Below are 19,325 nucleotides of genomic sequence, written 5' to 3'. Positions count from 1 at the left end.
GGAAGTGGTGGAGTTCGGGCATCCCCCTTTACCCCCGCGCCCCACAGGCCCATGACGCCCCCATGACCGCCCATGACGACCTGAAATCCCTGATCCGCACCATCCCGGATTTCCCCAAGCCCGGCATCCAGTTCCGCGACATCACCACCTTGCTGCTCGACCCCAAGGGTTTCGCGCAGACGGTCGAGCGGATGGCCGCCGCCACACGCGGGACCATCGATCTGGTCACCGGGATCGAGGCGCGCGGCTTCATCTTCGCCGCCGCGCTCGCGGTGCCGCTGAAGGCGGGCGTGCTGCTGATCCGCAAGGACGGCAAGCTGCCCGGTGCGACCATCGCCGAGGATTATGCGCTGGAATACGGACAGGATCGCATCGCCATCCATGAGGATGCGCTGGTCCCCGGCGCCCGCGTGCTGCTGGTCGACGACCTGATCGCCACCGGCGGCACCGCGCGCGCCGCCGTCCGGCTGATCCGCAAGGCGGGCGGTATGGTCGAGCAGGCGCAGTTCCTGGTCGACCTGCCCGATCTCGGCGGGGCCGATGCCCTGCGCAAGGAGGACATCGCGGTCGATGCGCTGCTGTCCTTCCCCGGCCACTGATGCGTCTGGCACTGCATGAGCCCGATATCGCGGGCAATGTCGGCACGCTGATCCGCACCGCGACCTGTTTCGGCGTCGCGGTCGACCTGATCGAACCGATGGGCTTTCCCTATTCCGACCGGGCGCTTGCCCGATCGGCGATGGACTATGCCGCCATGGCCGAGGTTATCCGCCATGCCGATTGGGATGCCTTCCGCGCCGCGACGCGCGGGCGGATCGTGCTGGCGACGACGCTGGGTGCGATCCCGCTGCCCGAGATGGTGTTCCATCCCGACGATGTGATCCTGCTCGGCTCCGAGGGGGCTGGCGTGCCGGAGGCGGTGCACGACGCCGCCGATATCCGGGTGCGCGTGCCGATGCGCAGCCGCGTCCGCTCGCTCAACGTCGCGGTCACCGGCGGGATTCTGCTGGCCGAGGCGCGGCGCCAGACCGGTTGGGACCAAATGCCCGGTTGACCCTGGCCCCCGCCCCCGCCCAGAACGCCGCGCGATGAACAGCCGTACTCCCGACATCGCGCTCGACGCCGAGCAGGACGCCGCCCGCCTCTGGTTCGAGTCCCTGCGGGATCGGATCTGCGCCGAGTTCGAGGCGATCGAGCGTGAGGCGGGATCGGACGCCGCCTTCCAATACACCGCCTGGGACCGTGCCGATCCGAGCGGCGAGCCCGGCGGCGGCGGCGTGCGCGGGGTGATGAAGGGCCGCGTCTTCGAAAAGGTCGGCGTCAACGTCTCCACGGTCGGCGGCACCTTCGAGGGGCCATTCGCCAAGACCATCCACGGCGCTGGCGACGATCCGCGTTTCGTGGCGACCGGGATCAGCCTGGTCGCCCATATGGCCAACCCGCATGTGCCCGCCGTGCATATGAACACCCGGTTCCTGACCACGACCAAGCGCTGGTTCGGCGGCGGCGCGGACCTCAATCCGCCGCTGCCCATCGCGGAAGACACCGCCGACTTCCACGCCCGGTTGAAGGCCGCGTGCGACGCGCATGACCCGGAGCATTACCCCCGGTTCAAGGCCTGGGCCGACGACTATTTCTACATCCCGCATCGCCAGGTGCATCGCGGCGTAGGCGGCATCTTCTACGACCATCTGGAAGGCGATTTCGACGGTCATTTCGCCTTCACCCGCGATGTCGGCGAGGCGTTCCTGGACGTCTTCCCCCGCATCGTCCGGCGGCGCATGGGCCTGCCCTCGACCGAGGCCGACCGTGCGCAGATGCTGGCGTGGCGCGGGCGCTATGCCGAGTTCAACCTGGTCTATGACCGGGGCACGTTGTTCGGGTTGAAGACCGGCGGCAATATCGATGCGATCCTGATGAGCCTCCCGCCGCTGGCGACGTGGGAGTAAGCCCGTGGCGCTGATCCCCGTCGACCCCGCCGAGATCGCCACCATCGTCACCACGCTGGAGATGCACGAACGGCCACGGCCGCGCCCCATGCCCGGCTCGCCGTTGCAACTGGTCGCCTGGGCCAGGCCCGATCCGGCCAAGTATCGCACGCTGTTCGCGCGGGTCGGCGCGCCCTGGCTGTGGTTCTCGCGACTGGTGATGGACGATGCGACGCTGACCGCGATCATTCACGACCCCGCCGTCTCGGTCTTCGCCGTCGTCGACCGGGCGGGGATCGAGGTCGGGCTGCTCGAACTCGACCATCGCGTCGCGGGGGCGTGCGAGATCGGCTATTTCGGCCTGATCCCCGAACTGGCGGGGCAAGGCCATGGCCGCTGGCTGATGGCGCAGGCGCTGATGCGCGCCTGGACCGCGAAGGTCGAGCGGGTGTGGGTGCATACCTGTACGCTCGACCACCCGTCCGCGCTCAATTTCTATCGCAGGCAGGGCTTCGTGGCCGTGTCGCGCGCGATCGAGACGTTTATCGACCCACGGACGCTGGGCGTCCTGCCCGAAGACGCCGCACCGCAAATCCCCCGGCTTAGCCCGCGCGATTGACCAGTCGGCGATAGGCCGCGACCGACACCAGCGCCTGGCCGAGCCCCGCCGCCATCGCCACCGCCGCCGATCCGGCCTGGAGCAGCGCGACCGCAACCGGATTGCCCGCGCCGTCGCCCTGCACCACGTCGATCAGCGCGAGGAAGGGCTGGGCCGCGATCATGCCGCCCAGATAGGTGCAGGACGCCAGCGCCGCCAGCGACAGGCCCGCACCGCGCGTCAGCGACACCGAACGGGCCAGCGCCGCCATGGCGGGCATCCGCCGCTCGGCGAACAGGACCGGGCCGACCAGCAGCAACCGCCCGGCCACATACAGCCCCGGCAAGATGTAGAGCAGCATCCCCGCCCCCACCGGCAGCGCGACCAGGATCATCGCCAACAGAAAGCGCGGCGCCATCCTGAGCGCGCGGCCCAGCGCCTCGCCGACCGTGACCGGCCCGCCGAGCGTCAGCGCCAGGATCGCCGCCGTCCCGATCATGCCGACCGCATAGCTGGCGAAATACCAGCCGCCATAATGGCCTGCCCAGGTCCCGACCGAATCGACCCAGGCCATAGCCCGCGCGGTCGCCTCTCCGCCCTCGGTCTCGGGCAGCGGGGGCGCGGGCACCAGCAGCCCCAGCGCAAAGGCAGGCCAGAACAGAAAGGGCGCGGACAACCGGATCAGCAGCGCGCGATCGCGGCGGAACAGGGCCCAGGCATCCCGCAGGGTGGCGACGGCATCCAGCTTCATCAAAAGGCTCGTTTCATCACAGGGACGGCGAACCGACCTCTTCACGATGCGCCTGCTCGCCCGCCGTCGCAACGTACAGCCGCGCGACGAAGACATAGGCCAGCGTCATGAATCCGGCGTTGACCACCGATCCCAGCAGCGCCGCCAGCCGGACAGCCGTCAGCGCCCGATCCGCGCCCAGCGCCAGACGGAGGGCCGCGCCGGTGACGCCCTGCACCGCCAGCATCGCGACCAGCAGGACGATCCCGAACAGCAGGGACACGCCGATCAGCCGCCAGGTCATCCCCCGCGTCAACGCGATGGAGCGACGGATCGCCCCCAGCCCGCGCCGCTCGTTCAGCACCACGGCATAGATCAGCATCAACCGCGCGACGATCCACAGCGACGCCACCATGACGGTCAGACCGTAAAGAACCAGGAACAGCGCCGCGCCGCCGCTCATCGGCGGGAATTTGGACGGATCGCCATTGGCGGCCATCGCGGCGGCGAAGTCGAAATGGGACAGTCCCAGCACGACGATCATCACCAGTAGGACCAGCGCAAAGGCGAAACCGACCACCAGCGCGACGCCCAGCACCGGCCACATCCGGCGAAGGCCCGCCCGCGATGCATCGCCGCTGGTCGTGGCCGGATGGGTCGCCAGCGCCATGATCGCCAGCTGCGCCCAGATGCCCAGAAGCATGGACAGGATCATCAGCCCCAGACCCGTCGGTCCCATGGACGACTGGCCGGGCGAGGACGGCAGCAGCAGGATCTGCAACAGGCCGGGCAGGACGAAGCCGATCAGGGCGAATGGAGCCATCATCCCGGCCCTGCCCGCCAGCACCTGTTGCGTGCTGTCCCACACCGTTCCAATCCTGACGGTCATGCTACCTCCCTTGGCGGCCCACCCCGTCCGCCTGTTCGCGTCTGCCTAGACGATTGGCGGATGCAAAGCCATCGCGCCGCGCTGGCCTAGCCGCTTGCATCGGCGGCGAGCCGGGCGCAAGGACGGCGGATCGTGACCCATATCCCCAACATGCCCGATATCGAATGGCGGATCAGTCCGGGCCTGACCCCCTATGACCAGTCGCTCGCCGAGATGGAGGCGCGTGCCGCCGCCGTCGTGGCGGGCGAGGCGCGCGAGCTCGTCTGGCTGCTCGAACATCCGCCCGTCTATACCGCCGGGACCAGCGCCGATCCGGTCGAACTGGTCGATCCCCGTTTCCCGGTGTTCCAGACCGGGCGCGGCGGCAAATATACTTATCACGGTCCCGGCCAGCGGACCGGCTATCTGGTCCTGGACCTGAACAAGCGCGGGCGCGACGTGCGGCATTTCGTCCATACGCTGGAGGATTGGCTGATCGCCGCGCTGGGGCGGCTGGGGGTCAACGCCTTCCGCGCCGAGGGGCGGGTCGGCATCTGGACCCGCGACGGCGGCTCGGAGGCCAAGGTCGGCGCGATCGGCGTCCGCGTGCGGCGCTGGGTGACGCTGCACGGCTTTGCCATCAATGTCGCACCCGACCTTTCGCATTTCGGCGGGATCGTGCCCTGCGGCCTTCCGGAATTCCCGGTGACCAGTCTTTTTGCGTTAAACGGCGTCAAGTCGCTGGAAACCTTTGACGAGGCGCTTGCGTTCAGCTTTCCGGCTTTCCTCAACGATCTCGGTGCGGTCCGACAAAACGAGGCTTGAGGACCAGACGGTATCCGATTAATGTCCACCCCGATTTGGGTAATAGGGCCAGCAAGCCGTTCCAAATCCATAATATCAAGGGAGCTTCCAATGCGTGCAATCATCTCCAAGGTCCTGACGGGCTCGATCATCGCCGGCGCGGCGCTCGCGGTTTCGGCTTGCGGCTCGAAGACCGAGAACACCAGCGACGCGAACATGACCACCGAAATGAACGCTTCGGAAGGCATGGACACCGCCACCGACAACATGACCGCCGTCGACGGCACCATGAACGGTGGCATGATGGCCAACGACACCACCATGTCGAACGACATGATGATGGCCAACGACACGATGATGACCAACGCGACCAACGCGATGTAATCATCGTTGGGGTCATCCCAACGAAAGGGGCCGTCCGGGCGACCGGGCGGCCCCTTTTTCATGGGCCCTTCCCCCAGCGTCGGCAGTGACGTAACCGGCTGTGCAAATCCCGGATTTCGCTAAGTTTCCGTAACGACCGGCCCGGCATGAACGATTGCCGTACGGGCGTAATTCCGTTTGGGAAAAAAGCCGGAAAGCGTTATGTTTCGGGACGCTCGAAGGCCCTACGGGGGAAGGATCGGAACACAATGAAAGTGGTGCGTACCGCGCTGGTTGCTGGCGTGGCGTTTTGGGGGATGGGTGCTGCTGCACCCGCATCGGCGCAATTCTTCCTGCAGCCCTATAATTTCCAGGGAAAGCCCGTCCAAGGCGACGAACCCGGCATCGGCCAGCCGCTGCCCGGCGCGACCCCGGCGGAATTGCGCGCTGGCCTGCTGTGGAACATGCGTGCCGCGCTCAACGTCGCCGCGCTGCAATGCCAGTTCGAACCGATGCTGACGACCGTCAGCAACTATAACGCGACGCTGAAGGATCACGAAGTCGAGCTGAAGGGTGCGTTCGACACGCTGGGCGCTTATTTCAAGCGGCAGAACAAGACGGTGAAGGCCGGGCAGGACGCGCTCGACCAATATGGCACGCGCACCTATGCCAGCTTCTCGTCCGTATCGGGGCAGCTGGGTTTCTGCACCACGGCGGCGTCGATCCTGCATCAGGCGGTGTTCACCCCGCGCGGCCATCTCGGCGAACTGGCGGTCGACCGGATGCGCGAGCTGCGCAACAGCCTGGTTCCGTACGGCGAACAGCGTTTCCCGCGCTATATCGGCCGCGAGCAGCATATTGCCGCCACCATGCCGCGTCTGGATGCGCTGTGCTGGAACAAGAAGGCGGAATGGGTCGTCAAGAAGTGCGGTGTCCAGAACTGGCCACCCGCAGGCGCGACCGCGATCGCGGCACGCTGAGGCCAAATCCTCCCCGGCACGGGGAGGTGGCAGCGCGAATGCGCTGACGGAGGGGGGCTTCCGCTAGGGACGCCCGGTGTGGAACGCCCCCTCCACCATCCTTCGGATGGTCCCCCTCCCCTTGCAGGGGAGGAAAATCCAGCCTCTCCCCATCCGCGCGGAAATTTGCTAGGCGCGCGCCATGCTCAATCTGAACAGCATCACCGTGCGCCTGGGCGGCCGCACGATCCTCGACGGTGCATCCGCCGCACTCCCCCCCGGCAGCCGCGTCGGCCTGATCGGTCGTAACGGCGCTGGCAAGTCCACGCTCGTCCGCGTGATCGCGGGCCAGTTGGAGGCCGATGACGGCGCCTGCGAGATGCCCAAGGGCGCCAAGCTCGGCTATATCGCGCAGGAAGCGCCCGACGGCACCGCCACCCCGTTCGAGACGGTGCTCGCGGCCGATGTCGAGCGCGACGAATTGATGGAGCGCAGCGAGACCGAGAGCGATCCGGAAAAGCTGGGCGACATCTACGAACGGCTGATCGCGATCGACGCCTATACCGCGCCCGCGCGTGCCTCCAGCATCCTTCAGGGTCTGGGCTTCGACGAGGCGATGCAGGGACGCCCGCTGTCCAGCTATTCGGGCGGGTGGAAGATGCGCGTCGCGCTCGCCGCGCTGCTGTTCTCCGCCCCCGACGTGCTGCTGCTCGACGAACCGTCGAACCACCTCGACCTCGAAGCGGTGATGTGGCTGGAGGATTTCCTCAAATCCTATCGCGCGACGATCCTGCTGGTCAGCCATGAGCGCGACTTCCTGAACAACGTCGTCGACCACATCCTGCACCTTCAGGGCGGCAAGGTGACGCTCTATCCGGGCGGCTATGATTCGTTCGAGCGCCAGCGCGCCGAGCGGATGGCGCAGCTCGCCGCCGCCAAGGCGAATCAGGAGGCGCAGCGCGCCAAGTTGCAGGACTATATCGCCCGCAACTCGGCCCGCGCCTCGACCGCCAAGCAGGCGCAGAGCCGCGCGAAGATGCTGTCCAAGATGCAGCCGATCGCCGAGATGGCGAATGATCCGTCGCTGTCCTTCGACTTCCCCGATCCCGACCAGCTGCGCCCGCCGCTGATCACGCTGGACCTGGCGAGCGTGGGCTATGCCGAGACGCCGATTCTGAAGCGGCTGAACCTGCGCATCGACCCGGACGATCGGATCGCGTTGCTGGGCCGCAACGGCAACGGCAAGACGACGCTGGCCCGACTGCTCGCTGCGCAATTGACGCCGATGGAAGGCGATATGAACTCGTCGGGCAAGATGCGGGTCGGCTATTTCACCCAGTATCAGGTCGAGGAACTCGACACCGACGACACAGCCTTGGAGCATATGACGCGCATCATGCGTGGCGCGAGCCCGGCAGCGGTGCGCGCGCAGCTGGGCCGGTTCGGCTTTTCGGGCGACAAGGCGACGACCAAGGTCGGCAAGCTGTCGGGCGGCGAACGCGCGCGTCTGGCATTGGCGCTGATCACCCGCGACGCGCCGCACATGCTGATCCTCGACGAGCCGACCAACCACCTGGACGTCGATGCGCGCGAGGCGCTGGTCCAGGCGCTCAACATGTACAAGGGCACGGTCGTGCTGGTCAGCCATGATCGCCACATGCTGGAGATGACGGCAGACCGGCTGGTGCTGGTCGACAACGGGACCGCGAAGGAATTCGACGGGTCGCTGGACGACTATATCGCCTTCGTCCTGAAGGGCGATGCGGGTCAGGGCGACGCCGCGTCGAAGGCGGACCGCGCGGCGAACAAAAAGGCTTCGGCCGAGCAGCGCGAACGCTTCAACGCGATGAAGAAGATGCTGCGCGGCATCGAGGACGAAATGGCCAAGCTGACCCGCGAGCGCGACGCGCTGGACAAGGCGATGAACGACCCGGCCGCCGCCGAACCGCGCCATGCCAAGCTGTCGATGGGCGAGTTGAACAAGCGCCGCGCGAAGGTGGTCGACAAGCTGGCCGAGGCCGAGACGCGCTGGATGGAAGCGGGCGAGGCGATGGAGGCGGCGTGATCCGCCGCCTCTGGGCGAAGTCGGAGCGGGGCGAGCTTATCCCTCAAAACCCACTTGTACCCCGGCGAAGGCCGGGGTCCAGTTTCCATAACGCAGGTGGTGCGCTAACCACCGCGTTGGAGGCCATCGCCCGCACACCGCACCTGGACCCCGGCCTTCGCCGGGGTACGCACGATATTTAGGCTTCGGTCTCTTCCGAACCCTCTGCGGCATCCTCGCCATCGGCCGGATTCTCGATCCAGGCCTCGACTTCGCCGTTCAGCTTCAGGGTCAGCGGGCGGCCATGGCGGTCGACCTTCTTGCCCAGCGCGACGCGGATCCAGCCTTCGGAAATGCAATATTCCTCGACGTCGCGGCGCTCATTGCCCTTGAAGCGGATGCCGACCCCACGCGAGAGGAGGTCCTGGTCGAAATAGGGGCTGTCCGGGTTGGTGGACAGGCGATCGGGAACGGTATCGGTCATGCTCGTGGCCTTAACGCCGACTCAGGGGCGCTGCCAAGCAGGGGCTCCAAGAAAAAGCGGCGCCGGGATTACTCCCGACGCCGCCAGGGGTCTTAGTTACAGACCCGCACCTGCACATTGCGGCCCCAATAGGGGTCCCAGCGCCAGTCGGTCCAGCAGCGCGGCGCATAGCTGCGATACTCATACTGATACACCGGCGGCGGGGGCGGCGGCGCGTAATAGGGGTCATAGCCCCGGTTGTAATAATAGCCGCGATCGACATAGCGCGGCTGGTTGCTGCTCGCGATGGCCGCGCCGATGCCCAAGCCGACGATACCGCCGATCAGCGCACCTGCGGCCGCATCGCCGCGATCGCGGTGATAATAGCCGCCATAGCCGCCACCCCAGCCACGGCCCCAACGCTGCGCCTCGGCCGGAGCCGCCGCCGTCAGTGCGGTGGCGCCCAAGGCGAGGCCCAGTCCCAGTTTCTTCCAAACTCCGTTCATACCGAACCTCCGATACTGATACGCCCGGTCCGCTGATCGCAAAATGCGCAGGCGGCGTCCGTGTTGCCTTCCCTGCCACTATCGGGCTGAATGGACACGGAATGTGGCGTTTAGGCGCGGTTCAGGAGGACAAGCGGAGATGGCATACTGGCTGCTGAAGTCGGAGCCGGAAAGCTATGGCTGGGACGATCTGGTCCGCGACGGGCGGACCGAATGGAACGGCGTGCGCAACGCCGCCGCCGCCGGGCATTTGCGGGCGATGCGGACGGGGGACTCGGCGCTTCTCTATCACAGCGGCAAGGACAAGGCAGCGGTGGGCATCGCGACGATCTCCCGCGCCGCTAGGGCCGATGGCGATGACGGACGCTGGGTCTCAGTCGAGATCGCCCCCGACCGTGCGCTGCCCCGCCCCGTCACACTGGCCGCAATGAAGGCGGAAGCGAAGCTCGCCGCGCTGCCGATGCTCCGCCAATCGCGGCTGTCGGTATCGCCGGTCGGCGAGGCCGAGTGGGCCGTACTGATGGCGATGGCAAAAGCATAATCCTCCCCGGTAAGGGGAGGGGGACCAGCGAAGCTGGTGGAGGGGTGTTGCCGCCTGCGGTGGATCGATCAGCAGCGGCGACACCCCTCCGTCAGGCCTGCGGCCTGCCACCTCCCCTTAGAGGGGAGGAATGCTGCCTTCACCCCATGCGATAGGCGTAATCCGCCGCCTCCTGCACCTGATCGGGCGTGGGGCGGACACCGGTATAGAGTACGAACTGCTCGAGCGCCTGGATGGTCGCCACCTGGGTGCCGGTGATCACCCGCTTGCCCAACTCGCGCGCCGTGGACAGGAAGCGCGTCTCGGGCGGATATTGCACCACGTCGAAGGCGATCTCCGCCTGCGCGATCATCGCCTCCGGGAAGGCGAGTTGGTCCTCGTTGCCTCCGGTCATGCCGATCGGCGTGACGTTGATCAGCAGCAGCGCACCCTCGTCCAGCTCCGACGACCAGCCAAAGCCGTAAAGCCCCGCCAGTTCGCGCCCCAGCGGTTCGTTGCGCGCGACGATGGTGCCGTTCGCAAACCCTGCATCACGCAAGGCCGCCGCCACCGCCTTCGCCATCCCGCCCGATCCGCGCAGGACGAAGGGCGTGGCGGGATCGATATCGGCGATCAGCTCGGCCACGGCGGCATAGTCGGTATTGTAGCCGGTCAGCCGCCCGTCATCATTGACGATGGTGTTCACGCTGTCGATCGCCGCCGCCGACCCGGCCAGCCCGTCGAGCATCGGGATCACCGCTTCCTTGAATGGCATCGAAATGGCGCAGCCGCGAATGTTCAGCGCCCGGATACCGCCCACCGCTCCGGCCAAATCGGTCGTGCTGAACGACTTGTAGACATAGTCGAGGCCGGTCAGCTCATAGAGCCGGTTGTGGAAGCGCGAACCGAAATTACCGGGACGAGCCGACAGCGACATGCACAGCCGCGTATCGCGACCGATGGGGGGCTTGGTGGTCATGGGCCATGGTTTAGCGGAGTGTGGTGGTGAACGCATCCCTTGGCCTTCGACGTCGCTCAGGCTGAACGGGGTTAGAGGATTGCGCAAAACCTCCGTTCAGGTTGAGCGAAGTAGAAGCCCACGCTCCCACCTACCCGCGCATCTCTCCGGCAATCGTACGAACCAGTTCCCCTGCTGGCATCGAACGGGCCAGCGGTGCCCCCTGCCCCGCCCATTGGGCACCGTAACCGCCCTCACCCCGCGCCTTGGCGGCGGCGTTCAAGGCCTTCCCAGCGTCATAGGCGATCGGATAATCCGGCACCGGCGCCGTCAGAGTCTCACCCAGCGCGGTGAAATCATTGGGCAGACACCGTGCCGGACGCCCTGAAATCGCGCGGGTCATCACCGTATGCGCGGCCCCCTCGCCCATCAGGGCGGCGCGGTACGCCGCATCCGCCGCGCTCTCGGGACAGGCGATGAAGGCCGTCCCCAGTTGCGCCGCCACCGCCCCCAGCGCGAGGACAGCCGACACCCCCGCTCCGTCCATCACTCCACCCGCCGCGATCACGGGCAACCGCGTCCGCATCGCCAGCAATCGGGTCAGCGCCAGCGTCCCCAACCGGTCGTCCGCCGCATCCGGATCGAAAACCCCGCGATGCCCGCCCGCCTCATAGCCTTGTACGACCAGCATATCGATCCCGGCACGCTCGGCGGCCTGCGCCTCGGCCAGTGAGGTCACGCTCGCCAGCAACAGGCATCCCGCCTGTTTCAGCGCGGCGATGCGCGGACCGTCGGGCAGGCCGAAGTGAAAGCTGACCACCGCCGGCCTCGTCTCGACCAGCAGCGCCAGCATCGCATCGTCCTGCGCGAAGCTCTGATAGATGGTGCGCAGCGCGGTGGGCGGCTCGGCGTCGAACGCGGCGAAGGCGGGACGAAGCGCCTCGCACCAGTCCGTCTCGCGCACCCGATCGGGCACGGGCGGGGCATGGACGAAGAGGTTAACGTTGAACGGCCGCTCGGTCCGCTCGCGCGTTTCGGCGATCATCCGGGCGGCCGCATCGGCATCACCAGCGCCGATCGCGATTCCGCCCAGACCGCCGCCCGCATTCACCGCCGCCGCCATGGCGGAAGTCGACACCCCCGCCATCGGCGCCTGCAGGATCGGAACGTCGAGGGTCAGCCGATCCCGCGCATCGGCATCAGCGCGGGGCCTTGGCACCTTCCACCGCGGCTTGCGGATCGACCGAGGGCGCGCCACTGGCGGGCGTGCCGGTATTGGCAATCGATCCGGTGTCGGCGCGCGGATCCTCCTCGACCTTGTTGACCGCCGCGTCCGCGCCATTGGCGGGGGCATCGCCCGCCGCCGGTTCCGCGTTGGCGGCCGGGGCCGCCGGGAGCGGCAGGTTCGATCCCTGCTGGTTGAGGTACAGGATCACGTTCGCGCGGTCCTGTGGATTGGAAAGCCCGGCAAAGGTCATCTTGGTGCCGGGCGCGAACTTGCGCGGGGACGTCAGCCACGCGTTCATCTTGTCCCAGTCCCATTTGCCGCCGACCGCCTTCAACGCGTCGGAGAAGGCGAATCCCGCCTTACCTTGCGCGATCGCTTCGCCCATGGTGGCATAGAGATTGGGGCCGATGCCGTTCGCGCCACCCTGGTTGATGGTGTGGCACGCGGCGCATTTCTTGAAGACTTCGGCGCCCTTGGCCGCGTCGGCGGTGGGCAGCAACGAGGCGATCGGCACCTCGGCGGCACCGCCGCCCGCGCCTTCGGCCTCCACGCCCTCGATCGCATAGCCCATTTTTTCGGGGCGCTCTTCGTGGAAGATCATGCCGCCGACGATCGAAAGGCCCAATGCCGTGCCTGCCGCACCCAGCACCCATCCCGCGATCGTATTGGTCTTTAGGTCCATCGCGTTTCGCTGCCCCGCCAATATCTCTCCTGAACGCGGACCTTAGGTGCGGCTTTCGCGAACGGCAAGTTCTGCTTCCCTTGTCGCCTGCCTTGATCGTGCCGCGTGCCCGCTCTACGCCGCTGCGCCATGGAGAATTACGCCGCCCCCGCCCGCCCCATCGTCGCGGGCATGACCGCCGCCGCCCTGGCCGAGCCGGCCCGCGCCGTCGCCTTTCAGGGCGCGCCGGGCGCCAACAGCCATGTCGCCGCGACCGAGGTGTTTCCGGACGGCCTGCCGCTCCCCTGTTTCGATTTCGCCGACGCGCTGGACGCGGTGAAGAGCGGCAAGGCCGACCGCGCGATCATTCCCATCGAGAATTCGCTGCACGGGCGGGTGGCCGACATCCATTTCCTGCTGCCCGAATCCGGGCTGGTTATCGTGGGTGAGCATTTCCTGTCGATCCGCCACGCGCTGATGGCGACGGGCGGGCGCGACGGGCTGGTCGAGGCGATGAGCCATCCGCAGGCGCTGGGCCAGTGCCGCCACTGGCTGCGCGCGCACGGTATCCGCCCGATCGCCTATGCCGATACGGCGGGCGCGGCGGCGCGGGTGGCGGAGATGAACGACCCGCGCGTCGCCGCCCTCGCCCCGCCCCGCGCCGCCGAACTCTATGGCCTGAACCTGCTGGCCGAGGATATTTCGGACGCCGACAGCAACATGACCCGCTTCGTCGTGCTGGCCCGTGGCGGCCAGCCGCCGGTCGGGGATGGGCCGTGGATGACCAGCCTGATCTTCGAGGTGAAGAATATTCCCGCTGCTTTGTACAAGGCGATGGGCGGTTTCGCGACCAACGGCGTCAACATGACCAAGCTGGAAAGCTATCAGCGCGGCGGCAGCTTTGCCGCGACGGAATTCTATTGCGACGTGGTCGGGCGGCCGGGCGAAGCCGCATTCGACCGGGCGATCGAGGAATTGGGGTTCCACAGCAAATGGGTGCGGATGCTGGGCACCTACGCCCAGGCGCGGGAGAGGGGCTGAATATGAAAATTCCTCCCCTGCAAGGGGAGGTGGCGCGCGCAGCGTGACGGAGGGGTGTCCCGCTCTCGAGAGGGCGACACCCCTCCACCAGCTTCGCTGGTTCCCCTCCCCTTACAGGGGAGGAATCATTGGGCCGCCCACGCCTCCAGCAGCGTATGCGCGATCGCGTAAGACGGCGGCACGCCGAACCGCGATCCGTCCCCGGCCAGCGCCGCGCGCACCTCGTCACGCGAAACCCAGATCGCGTCCTCCAGCTCGGTCGTGTCGATGGTCAGCCGGTCATCGACCGCCTCCGCGACGCAGGCGATCATCAGCGACGACGGGAACGGCCAGGGCTGGCTGGCGATATAGCGGACGTGTCGAACCCGCACGCCCGCTTCCTCGAACAGCTCGCGCGCCACCGCTTCCTCGATCGATTCGCCCGGTTCGAGAAACCCCGCCAACGCCGAATAGCGCCCCGGCGGAAAAGCGGGCTGTCGGCCTAGCAGCGCGCGGCCGTCATGCTCCGCGATCATGATGACGACCGGGTCGACGCGCGGGAAATGCTCGGTCCCGCATGCGGGGCAATGCCGCCCCCAACCAGCCCGGAACGGCGCGGTCGCCGCCCCGCATTTCGCGCAAAAGCCGTGCCGCGCATGCCAGTCGAGCACCGAGCGCGCCGCCGCATAGGTCGCCGCCTCGCCAGCCTCCAGCGCATGGAGCGCCGCGATCATCTCGAACGACCGGCCGACCGCCGGTTCGCCAATCAACCGGGCGAAATGCGGCACCCCGTCCTCGATGCCGAGCAGCACATGGTCCTCGGGGGTCGCATTCGCATCGATGGCGGTCCAGCCCAGCCGTCCGCCGTCCATCACCGGCTGATAGTCGTCCAGCACCAGCAGCCGCGCCGCCGGATCGGCCAGCGCCGCCGCGAAACCCGCCGGATCGTGGCGCAGCGGGTCGGCACGATCCAGCCGCCCGCCGGTAAATCCCAGGGTCGTCACTTCGCCATCCGCCCCAGATCCTTGTAAAGCGCCGTCGCCAGATCGCTGCGCAACGGATAGCGGTCGGCGGGGAAGTAATTGACCATCACCGTGCCCCGCACATGCCGGGTCGGATCGACATAGGCGATCGTCCCCGCCGCCCCGCCCCAGCCATAGGTGCCCTTGCCCGGCCCGCCCGGCGTATCGGCCAGCGTCACCGATCCGCCCGCGCCATAACCCGTCGGCACCTCGCCCCCGCTGCCGCCGCTCGCCCCCGTCACCGAACCATAGGTGACGCCTGCGGGCAGCAGGTTGGACATGGCCAGACGAACCGTTTCCGGCTTCATCACCCGGACGCCGCCGACCTGCCCCTCATTCTGAAGCATCTGGAGGAAGCGGTCATAATCGCGCGCCGACATGACCAGCCCCGCGCCGCCATAGGGAAAGCTGGGGGCCAAGCGAAAGACCGAGGTCGCCGCCGGGTCGACCGGCACCATCCGGTCGCCCAGAAAGGTATAGTTGGTGACCAGCCGGTTCGCCGCCGAAGCGGGAACCTGCCAATAGCTGCTGTTCATCTTCAAGGGCGTGAAGAGACGGGTCTGCACGAACCGCTCGAACGGCATGCCCGACACCTTCTCGACCACCGCCGCCAGCACGTCCAGGCCCATCGAATAGCTCCAGTGCGTACCTGGCTCGGCGATCAGCGGCGCGGTGGCGGCGCGCTCGGCAAATTGCTGGAGGGTCGCGGGGCGGGTCGGACGGACCTTGGCCTCGACCTGCGCATTGGCGGCGAAGGGCACCAGACCCAGCCGCTCATATTCGCGGAGCAGCGGCCCCTTGGCGGTGAAGCTATACCCCAGCCCCGCCGTGTGGGTCATCAGTTCGCGGATGGTGATCAGGTTGGTCGCCGGACGGCTGTCGAGCGAGGCCTGCGGATTGGTCAGCACCCGCATAGTCTTATAGGCCGGATAGATATCGGACAGCGGCTGGTCGAGCTTCAGCCTGCCCTCCTCGACCAGGATCATCGCGGCCATGGCGGTGATCGGCTTGGTCATCGAATAGACCCGCCACAGCGTATCGGGGGTGGCGGCGGGCGCGTTCGGCTCGATCGCGGTCCGGCCTGCGGCCACGAACATCGGCGGTCGTCCCGGCAGCCCGATCGCAGCCACGATGCCGGGCATCTTGCCCGACCGGACATAGGTGTCGAACAGCGCCTGGGTGGTGGGCAGCACGCTCGTGGCTTGCGCCCTCGGGGTCTGCGCCACCTGCGCGGGGGCGGCGGCACCCAGCAAGGCCAGCATCGCCCCGCCTGTCATCATCACTCGACGAATCATTGATATCAGACCCTTTTCAACAGATCGGCTGCCCGCGCGAACAAGGTGGGCAGCCCTGCGGTTCCCAGATCGGCGATCGGCCACCATTCGCCCCCGCTCGAATCGTCCGGCTCGCCATCGGTGCGGGCCAGCGCCAGTTCGAGTTCGAAATGGGTGAAGCCATGTACGACCGTCTCGTTCAGCATCGTCCACGGCCCCTGCCCTGGCGCATCGGCCAGCCCCGGCCGCTCATCGACCCAGGGCCCGGTCGGCAGCGCGCGCATGCCGCCCAGCATCCCCTTGTCCGGGCGGCGGACCAACCAGACGCGGCCCTCATGCTCGATCCAGAAGACGGTGCCGTGACGATAGGGCCGCGCTTTCTTCGGCGCCTTGGCGGGCAGCGTCTCGGCAATCCCTTCCGCCCTCGCCCTGCAATCCACCGCGATCGGGCAGAGCAGGCATTGCGGCTTCTTCACCGTGCAGACGGAAGAACCCAGATCCATCATCGCCTGCGCGAAATCGCCCGCGCGTGCGTCGGGCGTAATCCGATCGGTGGCCTCGCGAATCGCGGGCCGCGCTGCGGGCAGCGGGGTCGTGATGGCGAACAGCCGGGCGACGACCCGCTCGACATTCGCGTCGACGACCACCGCCCGCTCGCCGAACGCGATCGCCGCAACCGCCGCCGCCGTATAGGCGCCCAGCCCCGGCAGCGCGCGCAAGCCCGCCTCGGTCTGCGGAAAGCGCCCGCCATGCTCGGCGACCACCGCCCGCGCGGCCTTCACCAGATTGCGGGCACGGGCATAATAGCCCAGCCCCGCCCAGGCGGCCATGATGTCCTCGTCCGAGGCCGCAGCCAGACTGGCGACATCGGGCCAGCGCGCCACCCAGGCGATGAAGCGGGGCGTGACCGCCGCCACCGTCGTCTGTTGCAACATCACCTCGGACAACCAGACGCGATAGGGGTCGGGCACCTCCTCCGGACGGCTGCGCCAAGGCAGTTCGCGGGCGTGCCGGTCATACCAGGCGAGCAGCCGGGCGGCGGGATTGTCGGGCGATGATGAATGCTTGGCGTCCACCCGCCCGCTATGGCATGGGGACGGATATGAGCAAGCGCGTCCGCGCCCCCCAGGAGCCGCCCCCCCGTTCCAACCGCCCCCGCGCGGTATCCGAACTGCTGCCCGCCATCGGCGGCGCGGCCTTTCGCCGCTTCGGTTTCGTCCAGAGCGCGATCGTCAGTCGCTGGCCCGATATCGTCGGCCCGCGCCTGTCGACCGCCAGCGCGCCCGAATCGATTCGCTTTCCGCAGGGCGAGAAGCAGAACGGCGTGCTGACGCTGGTCGTGCGCGGTGCCCACGCGCCGATGATGCAGCATATTGCGCCCGAGATCATCGAGCGGGTGAACCGCTTCTTCGGCTATCCGGCGGTCGCCCGGCTCCAGATCCGGCAGGGCGAGTTGCCCATGGCCGCCCCCCGCCGTGCCGCGCCGCCCAAGCCGCAGCCGGTGCCGCCCGAGATGGGCGACGGCCTGCGCCAGATCGCCGATCCGGAGCTTCGTGCCGTGCTCGAATCGCTTGCCGCGGGCGTCGCTGCGACGCGCGGCCTTCCCAAGGTGTCGTGATGCGTCTTTTCCTGTCGCTGGCCGCGCTCGGCCTCGCTGTCTCCGCCGGTTCGGCCCAGGCCGCCCAGGCCCAGCGCAAGGGCGTGAACTGGGCGAGCCATGTCACCCAGACGCCCGCCGGGGCCTATGTGATCGGCAATCCGGCGGCGCGGGTGAAGCTGGTCGAATATGTCAGCTATACCTGTCCGCATTGCGCCGTCTTCACCACCGAATCGGCACCGGTGCTGAAAGGACAGATGGTCCGGTCGGGCTCGACCAGCATCGAGATCCGCCATTTCATCCGCGACCGGCTGGACCTGGCCGCTGCCCTCATCGCGCGCTGCGGCGGGGCGGCCAGGTTCGCCGGGCTGAGCGACACGATCTTTGCGCAGCAGCGCGACTGGCTGAAGCGTGGCATGGAGTTCGACCAGGCCAATGGCCAGCGGATCGCCGCCTATCCCGCCGCCGCCCAGATGCGGGCGGAAGCGGACGGATCGGGGCTGACCGCGATCGGCAAGAGCGCCGGGCTGAGCGATGCGCAGATCACCGCCTGCCTGTCGGACCGCGCCGCCACCGACCGGATCGTCGCGATGACCACCGCCGCCCCCGACTCGATCGAGGGCACGCCGGGCTTCTTCATCAACGGCAAACAGGCCATGGGCGTGTTTTCTTGGGACAAGCTGCTGCCGCTGTTGCGCGCAGGCGGCGCCCGCTAAACCCTTCTTTTCCTTCGGAGCATATGTCGATGAAGTCTCGCCTCTTCCTCCTCGCCCTTCCGCTGGCGCTGGCCGCCTGCGGTGGCGGCAATGGCGACGCCAACGGCAGCGCCCCCGCCGCGTCACCGCTGCCCGCAGTCGCTGCGCCTGCGGGCCAGGACTGGACCCAGGTCGTCAGCAAGACCGCCGAGGGTTATGTGATGGGCAACCCCAACGCGCCCATCAAGCTGGTCGAATATGGCTCGCGCCTGTGCCCGGCCTGCGGCGCGTTCGCGCGTGAGGGCTATGAGCCGCTGACGAACAACTACGTCAAGTCAGGCAAGGTCAGCTGGGAATTCCGCGAGTTCCTGATCCACGGCGCGCCCGATCTTCCCCCGGCGCTGCTCGGCATCTGCGCGGGCGAGGCGACCTTCTTCCCGGTGCTGGAACAGATGTACCAGTCGCAGCAGGGCTTCAACGACAAGCTCCAGGCGATGAGCCCGGCGATGCAGCAGCAGTTGCAGACCGCCAAGCCGGTCGACGTCATCAAGGCGCTGGCCGACCAGATGGATCTGGTCAACTTCGTCAAGCAGCGCGGCATCCCCGAAGCCAAGGCGCGCCAGTGCCTGAGCGACATGACGCAGATCGACCGCCTGACCAAGCAGACCCAGGATCGCGGCGCCGACGGGACCGTGACGGGCACCCCGACCTTCATCCTGAACGGCAAGCCGCTGAAGGGCGCGGTCAGCTGGTCGGACGTGCAGGCGGCGCTGAAGAACGCGGGCGCGTAAGCGGCTCGGGTTTTCGAGTTACGGAAAAGGCGGTCGGGCGAAGGTTCGGCCGCCTTTTTCTATGCCCCTGCCGTTCCCCGGCGAAGGCCGGGGCCCAGTTGCGGTGTGGCCGATGGCGCGCGCGGCGATGCGGGGAGGCAACAACGAAGCGGGTCAAACTGCCTCCCACACGCTGTTCTAATCCCCCCTCAAGCGAATCGAAACTGGACCCCGGCCTTCGCCGGGGTACGGGACCTCCCCTCATCCGTTCACACTGAGCGAAGTCGAAGTGCATGCCCCGCCTGCAACCCCGAGCG

Annotated in this window: 23 protein-coding genes; 13 read left to right on the top strand and 10 right to left on the bottom strand. The window is 67.7% G+C overall.

Going from position 1 to position 19,325, the window contains the following annotated elements; translation table 11 throughout:
• Positions 1-62: 62 nt before the first annotated feature.
• From ASF14_RS03440 to ASF14_RS03425, 4 genes are read left to right on the top strand one after another with little or no spacing between them, the layout of a single operon-like run.
• Complete coding sequence (locus ASF14_RS03440; RefSeq protein ID WP_056431639.1) at positions 63-599, top strand: adenine phosphoribosyltransferase; 537 nt, start codon at positions 63-65, stop codon at positions 597-599.
• Positions 599-1,054, top strand: coding sequence for a tRNA (cytidine(34)-2'-O)-methyltransferase (locus ASF14_RS03435; RefSeq protein ID WP_056431635.1), 456 nt, complete (start codon positions 599-601; stop codon positions 1,052-1,054). The genes ASF14_RS03440 and ASF14_RS03435 overlap by 1 nt, the downstream gene beginning before the upstream one ends.
• A 34-nt stretch (positions 1,055-1,088) precedes the next feature.
• Positions 1,089-1,949 carry an oxygen-dependent coproporphyrinogen oxidase gene (gene hemF, locus ASF14_RS03430; RefSeq protein ID WP_056431632.1) on the top strand — a complete coding sequence of 287 codons (861 nt, stop codon included), beginning with the start codon at positions 1,089-1,091 and terminating at the stop codon, positions 1,947-1,949.
• Between the two features lie 4 nt (positions 1,950-1,953).
• Entirely contained in the window at positions 1,954-2,547 is a 594-nt protein-coding gene (locus ASF14_RS03425; RefSeq protein ID WP_056431629.1) for a GNAT family N-acetyltransferase, read from the top strand.
• Here ASF14_RS03425 and ASF14_RS03420 read toward each other — a convergent pair.
• Together ASF14_RS03420 and ASF14_RS03415 are read right to left on the bottom strand one after the other, a co-directional pair.
• The gene (locus tag ASF14_RS03420; protein ID WP_056431626.1) at positions 2,531-3,277 is read right to left on the bottom strand and encodes a hypothetical protein; all 747 of its coding nucleotides are present in this window, start codon (positions 3,275-3,277) and stop codon (positions 2,531-2,533) included. The two genes, ASF14_RS03425 and ASF14_RS03420, sit on opposite strands and share 17 nt — an antisense overlap.
• A gap of 16 nt (positions 3,278-3,293) precedes the next feature.
• Positions 3,294-4,145: a hypothetical protein gene (locus ASF14_RS03415; protein ID WP_156361026.1), complete on the bottom strand. Its 852-nt coding sequence runs from the start codon at positions 4,143-4,145 to the stop codon at positions 3,294-3,296.
• A gap of 150 nt (positions 4,146-4,295) precedes the next feature.
• Between ASF14_RS03415 and lipB the strand changes: the two genes are divergently transcribed.
• From lipB to ASF14_RS03395, 4 genes are all read left to right on the top strand, one after another.
• Entirely contained in the window at positions 4,296-4,949 is a 654-nt protein-coding gene (gene lipB, locus ASF14_RS03410) for a lipoyl(octanoyl) transferase LipB (protein WP_056431893.1), read from the top strand.
• A gap of 90 nt (positions 4,950-5,039) precedes the next feature.
• Positions 5,040-5,312: a hypothetical protein gene (locus ASF14_RS03405; RefSeq protein ID WP_056431619.1), complete on the top strand. Its 273-nt coding sequence runs from the start codon at positions 5,040-5,042 to the stop codon at positions 5,310-5,312.
• A 248-nt stretch (positions 5,313-5,560) separates the two neighbouring features.
• Positions 5,561-6,271, top strand: a complete 711-nt coding sequence (locus ASF14_RS03400) for a hypothetical protein (protein ID WP_056431616.1) — start codon at positions 5,561-5,563, stop codon at positions 6,269-6,271.
• Positions 6,272-6,452: 181 nt separating this feature from the next.
• Positions 6,453-8,315: an ABC-F family ATP-binding cassette domain-containing protein gene (locus ASF14_RS03395; protein ID WP_056431612.1), complete on the top strand. Its 1,863-nt coding sequence runs from the start codon at positions 6,453-6,455 to the stop codon at positions 8,313-8,315.
• Positions 8,316-8,493: 178 nt separating this feature from the next.
• On the opposite strand, the gene ASF14_RS03390 is transcribed toward ASF14_RS03395, so the two are convergent.
• A complete protein-coding gene (locus tag ASF14_RS03390) occupies positions 8,494-8,778 on the bottom strand; it encodes a DUF3297 family protein (protein WP_056431609.1) in 285 nt (94 codons plus the stop codon).
• Between the two features lie 92 nt (positions 8,779-8,870).
• Positions 8,871-9,263 carry a hypothetical protein gene (locus tag ASF14_RS03385; protein WP_056431605.1) on the bottom strand — a complete coding sequence of 131 codons (393 nt, stop codon included), beginning with the start codon at positions 9,261-9,263 and terminating at the stop codon, positions 8,871-8,873.
• Positions 9,264-9,402: 139 nt separating this feature from the next.
• Here ASF14_RS03385 and ASF14_RS03380 point away from each other — a divergent pair, with 139 nt between their 5' ends.
• Positions 9,403-9,804: an EVE domain-containing protein gene (locus ASF14_RS03380; RefSeq protein ID WP_056431602.1), complete on the top strand. Its 402-nt coding sequence runs from the start codon at positions 9,403-9,405 to the stop codon at positions 9,802-9,804.
• Positions 9,805-9,943: 139 nt separating this feature from the next.
• Here ASF14_RS03380 and ASF14_RS03375 read toward each other — a convergent pair whose 3' ends face one another.
• The 3 genes from ASF14_RS03375 to ASF14_RS03365 all read right to left on the bottom strand — a co-directional run bounded on the left by ASF14_RS03375 (position 9,944) and on the right by ASF14_RS03365 (position 12,651).
• Positions 9,944-10,762: a shikimate 5-dehydrogenase gene (locus tag ASF14_RS03375; protein WP_056431593.1), complete on the bottom strand. Its 819-nt coding sequence runs from the start codon at positions 10,760-10,762 to the stop codon at positions 9,944-9,946.
• Positions 10,763-10,892: 130 nt separating this feature from the next.
• The gene (locus ASF14_RS03370; RefSeq protein ID WP_269083236.1) at positions 10,893-11,960 is read right to left on the bottom strand and encodes an NAD(P)H-dependent flavin oxidoreductase; all 1,068 of its coding nucleotides are present in this window, start codon (positions 11,958-11,960) and stop codon (positions 10,893-10,895) included.
• Entirely contained in the window at positions 11,941-12,651 is a 711-nt protein-coding gene (locus ASF14_RS03365; RefSeq protein ID WP_056431590.1) for a c-type cytochrome, read from the bottom strand. The genes ASF14_RS03370 and ASF14_RS03365 overlap by 20 nt, the downstream gene beginning before the upstream one ends.
• Positions 12,652-12,780: 129 nt before the next feature.
• Between ASF14_RS03365 and ASF14_RS03360 the strand changes: the two genes are divergently transcribed.
• Positions 12,781-13,671 (top strand): prephenate dehydratase, encoded by an 891-nt coding sequence (locus ASF14_RS03360; RefSeq protein ID WP_056431585.1) that lies wholly within the window; start codon positions 12,781-12,783, stop codon positions 13,669-13,671.
• A 125-nt stretch (positions 13,672-13,796) separates the two neighbouring features.
• Here ASF14_RS03360 and nudC read toward each other — a convergent pair whose 3' ends face one another.
• Genes nudC through mutY form a run of 3 tightly spaced genes read right to left on the bottom strand, consistent with a single transcriptional unit; the run spans position 13,797 to position 17,022 of the window.
• On the bottom strand, positions 13,797-14,654 hold the full coding sequence (nudC, locus tag ASF14_RS03355) for an NAD(+) diphosphatase (RefSeq protein WP_056431582.1): 858 nt from the start codon (positions 14,652-14,654) through the stop codon (positions 13,797-13,799).
• Positions 14,651-15,967: a serine hydrolase domain-containing protein gene (locus tag ASF14_RS03350; RefSeq protein ID WP_082442055.1), complete on the bottom strand. Its 1,317-nt coding sequence runs from the start codon at positions 15,965-15,967 to the stop codon at positions 14,651-14,653. Before ASF14_RS03350 ends, nudC begins: the two co-directional genes overlap by 4 nt.
• A 5-nt stretch (positions 15,968-15,972) precedes the next feature.
• The gene (gene mutY / locus ASF14_RS03345) at positions 15,973-17,022 is read right to left on the bottom strand and encodes an A/G-specific adenine glycosylase (RefSeq protein WP_201780533.1); all 1,050 of its coding nucleotides are present in this window, start codon (positions 17,020-17,022) and stop codon (positions 15,973-15,975) included.
• Positions 17,023-17,048: 26 nt separating this feature from the next.
• Here mutY and ASF14_RS03340 point away from each other — a divergent pair, with 26 nt between their 5' ends.
• Genes ASF14_RS03340 through ASF14_RS03330 form a run of 3 tightly spaced genes read left to right on the top strand, consistent with a single transcriptional unit; the run spans position 17,049 to position 19,029 of the window.
• Complete coding sequence (locus ASF14_RS03340) at positions 17,049-17,564, top strand: DUF721 domain-containing protein (protein WP_156361024.1); 516 nt, start codon at positions 17,049-17,051, stop codon at positions 17,562-17,564.
• Complete coding sequence (locus ASF14_RS03335) at positions 17,564-18,259, top strand: thioredoxin domain-containing protein (RefSeq protein ID WP_056431579.1); 696 nt, start codon at positions 17,564-17,566, stop codon at positions 18,257-18,259. The genes ASF14_RS03340 and ASF14_RS03335 overlap by 1 nt, the downstream gene beginning before the upstream one ends.
• Before the next feature lie 29 nt (positions 18,260-18,288).
• Complete coding sequence (locus ASF14_RS03330; protein WP_056431881.1) at positions 18,289-19,029, top strand: DsbA family protein; 741 nt, start codon at positions 18,289-18,291, stop codon at positions 19,027-19,029.
• Positions 19,030-19,325: the final 296 nt, after the last annotated feature.

It is taken from the genome of Sphingomonas sp. Leaf257 (assembly GCF_001422185.1).
Taxonomy (GTDB): domain Bacteria; phylum Pseudomonadota; class Alphaproteobacteria; order Sphingomonadales; family Sphingomonadaceae; genus Sphingomonas; species Sphingomonas yabuuchiae.
The sequence above is the reverse complement of the archived record's forward strand: the minus strand, read 5'-3'. Positions and strand labels throughout refer to the sequence as shown.

Bases quoted from the DNA above. Each gene is read 5' to 3' on its own strand.
- ASF14_RS03365 (WP_056431590.1), bottom strand. From the start codon at position 12,651: ATGGACCTAAAGACCAATACGATCGCGGGATGGGTGCTGGGTGCGGCA.
- ASF14_RS03405 (WP_056431619.1), top strand. From the start codon at position 5,040: ATGCGTGCAATCATCTCCAAGGTCCTGACGGGCTCGATCATCGCCGGC.
- ASF14_RS03390 (WP_056431609.1), bottom strand. From the start codon at position 8,778: ATGACCGATACCGTTCCCGATCGCCTGTCCACCAACCCGGACAGCCCC.
- hemF (WP_056431632.1), top strand. From the start codon at position 1,089: ATGAACAGCCGTACTCCCGACATCGCGCTCGACGCCGAGCAGGACGCC.
- ASF14_RS03375 (WP_056431593.1), bottom strand. From the start codon at position 10,762: ATGACCACCAAGCCCCCCATCGGTCGCGATACGCGGCTGTGCATGTCG.
- ASF14_RS03440 (WP_056431639.1), top strand. From the start codon at position 63: ATGACCGCCCATGACGACCTGAAATCCCTGATCCGCACCATCCCGGAT.
- ASF14_RS03400 (WP_056431616.1), top strand. From the start codon at position 5,561: ATGAAAGTGGTGCGTACCGCGCTGGTTGCTGGCGTGGCGTTTTGGGGG.
- ASF14_RS03330 (WP_056431881.1), top strand. From the start codon at position 18,289: ATGAAGTCTCGCCTCTTCCTCCTCGCCCTTCCGCTGGCGCTGGCCGCC.
- ASF14_RS03385 (WP_056431605.1), bottom strand. From the start codon at position 9,263: ATGAACGGAGTTTGGAAGAAACTGGGACTGGGCCTCGCCTTGGGCGCC.
- ASF14_RS03335 (WP_056431579.1), top strand. From the start codon at position 17,564: ATGCGTCTTTTCCTGTCGCTGGCCGCGCTCGGCCTCGCTGTCTCCGCC.
- ASF14_RS03340 (WP_156361024.1), top strand. From the start codon at position 17,049: ATGAGCAAGCGCGTCCGCGCCCCCCAGGAGCCGCCCCCCCGTTCCAAC.
- ASF14_RS03350 (WP_082442055.1), bottom strand. From the start codon at position 15,967: ATGATTCGTCGAGTGATGATGACAGGCGGGGCGATGCTGGCCTTGCTG.
- ASF14_RS03360 (WP_056431585.1), top strand. From the start codon at position 12,781: ATGGAGAATTACGCCGCCCCCGCCCGCCCCATCGTCGCGGGCATGACC.
- lipB (WP_056431893.1), top strand. From the start codon at position 4,296: ATGCCCGATATCGAATGGCGGATCAGTCCGGGCCTGACCCCCTATGAC.
- ASF14_RS03380 (WP_056431602.1), top strand. From the start codon at position 9,403: ATGGCATACTGGCTGCTGAAGTCGGAGCCGGAAAGCTATGGCTGGGAC.
- ASF14_RS03420 (WP_056431626.1), bottom strand. From the start codon at position 3,277: ATGAAGCTGGATGCCGTCGCCACCCTGCGGGATGCCTGGGCCCTGTTC.
- ASF14_RS03435 (WP_056431635.1), top strand. From the start codon at position 599: ATGCGTCTGGCACTGCATGAGCCCGATATCGCGGGCAATGTCGGCACG.
- ASF14_RS03395 (WP_056431612.1), top strand. From the start codon at position 6,453: ATGCTCAATCTGAACAGCATCACCGTGCGCCTGGGCGGCCGCACGATC.
- ASF14_RS03415 (WP_156361026.1), bottom strand. From the start codon at position 4,145: ATGACCGTCAGGATTGGAACGGTGTGGGACAGCACGCAACAGGTGCTG.